We start from the raw sequence: 1,884 nt of genomic DNA on the forward strand, positions 1-1,884 counted from the left end.
GTCCAATACCGTGTCAGTGGCCCGGATCTGCAGAAAGTACGCGGGTTTTCTCAACAGATGGCGAACCTTGTTGCCGAGAACCCGTCGATTGGAGACATCACGTTTGACTGGAACGAACCTTCGCGCGTTATCAAGGTCGATGTGTTACAAGATAAAGCCCGGCAGCTCGGCATTACATCAGAAAGCATTGCCTCGGCATTGAATGCGGTCGTTGGAGGCACGACGGTCACGCAGGTCAGGGATTCCATTTATCTCATCGACGTGATTGCGCGTGCCCGTGCCGATGAACGCGGATCGATTGATCAGCTTCGCAATGTCGAATTGCCCGCGAGCAACGGCCAATCAGTGCCCGCAGCAGCAGTTGCAAACTTTCACTACGAGATGGAGCAGCCCGTCGTGTGGCGCCGTGCTCGCCAGCCCACCATAACCTTGAAAGCCAGTATTCTTGGAGCACTTCAGCCAGCGACAGTCGTTTCGCAGCTGGCACCCAACGTGAAGGAATTTACCGAGAAGCTTCCCGCCGGCTATGATGTTGTCGTTGGTGGCGCAGTTGAAGAAAGTAGCAAGGCTCAAGCCCCGATTGCTGCAGTTGCGCCCCTCATGCTGTTCGCCATGGTCACGCTGTTGATGCTCCAGCTGCAAAGCTTCCAGCGGCTGTTCCTCGTCTTCGCTGTTGCGCCGCTGGCGATAATCGGCGTCGTTGCGGCACTGTTGCCAAGCGGCGCACCACTCGGTTTCGTTGCGCTCCTCGGCGTTCTCGCGCTGATAGGTATCCTTATCCGAAATTCCGTCATTCTGGTTGTTCAGATCGAGGATTTGCGACGAGAGGGCAAAGATCCCTGGAGCGCTGTCCTCGAAGCGACGGAACACCGAATGCGCCCGATCATGCTGACGGCTGCAGCTGCCAGTCTTGCGCTTATTCCGATCGCCCGCGAAATCTTTTGGGGACCCATGGCCTACGCGATGATGGGCGGAATTATCGTCGGAACGGTTCTGACCCTTCTGTTCCTGCCAGCGCTCTACATAGCCTGGTTTCGGATCAAGGCGCCGGCAACGAGTTCGCCCGCCGGCCGTTCGGAGGTGCTAGCAGACAGTCCGATCGCGAGCGAGAGCCCATTAAGGTGAGCAAACCGTCGAGACCTGTGAAATATATCGCAATCGCGCTGTCTCTCATGCTCTCGGCTTGTGCAACGCATCCTGGAAAGGTGCTTGCGCCGGTCGCAGAGACTGCGCCGGATGCAAGCAGGGTGGACATGCTCGTCGCGACGACACGGGAACCCGTAACCGATCCGGGCGAACTCTTCTCCGGCGAGCGCGGAAAAGCAATTTCGCTGACAAATATCGTCGTCTCGGTACCACCCGACAAGAAGCGGAAAATCGGAGAGATCCAATGGCCCGCCCGACTCCCAGGTGATCCCGCGAGGGACTTTGTGACGCTCAAAACGGAAAAGCTCGGCTCCGAAAGTCAGGTCCTCGATTGGCTAAAGCACAACCAAGGACCAAAGAAGCGCGTCCTCGTTTTCGTACACGGCTTCAACAATTCGTATTCGGACGCAGTTTATCGGTTTGCGCAGATTGCGCATGACGCCCGCACGGATGCAGCGCCCGTCCTGTTCACCTGGCCGTCGCGAGCCAGCGTGTTCGATTATGTCTATGACAAGGAGAGCACGAACTTTTCCCGTTTTGCACTCGAAGAGCTGCTTCGTCAGGCGGCGAAAAGTCCTGATGTAACCGAAGTCACGGTTCTTGCCCATTCGATGGGAAGCTGGCTTGCAGTGGAGGCACTGCGTGGCATTGCCATGCGAGACAAGGGCATCTCGCCAAAGATCAAGAATGTCGTCCTCGCTTCGCCGGATATCGATGTCGATGTGTTCCGGCGCCAGC

The 1,884-nt window shown here is 57.2% G+C and carries 2 protein-coding genes; both read left to right on the forward strand.

Going from position 1 to position 1,884, the window contains the following annotated elements; genetic code table 11:
• On the forward strand, positions 1-1,125 hold a 1,125-nt coding region (locus tag AAAC48_RS03690), incomplete at its 5' end, for an efflux RND transporter permease subunit (RefSeq protein WP_340652873.1).
• The coding region (locus tag AAAC48_RS03695) for an alpha/beta fold hydrolase (RefSeq protein ID WP_340652874.1) at positions 1,122-1,884 on the forward strand (763 nt) is incomplete at its 3' end. The genes AAAC48_RS03690 and AAAC48_RS03695, both read left to right, overlap by 4 nt.

Source organism: Phyllobacterium sp. (genome assembly GCF_037994405.1).
GTDB lineage: Bacteria > Pseudomonadota > Alphaproteobacteria > Rhizobiales > Rhizobiaceae > Phyllobacterium.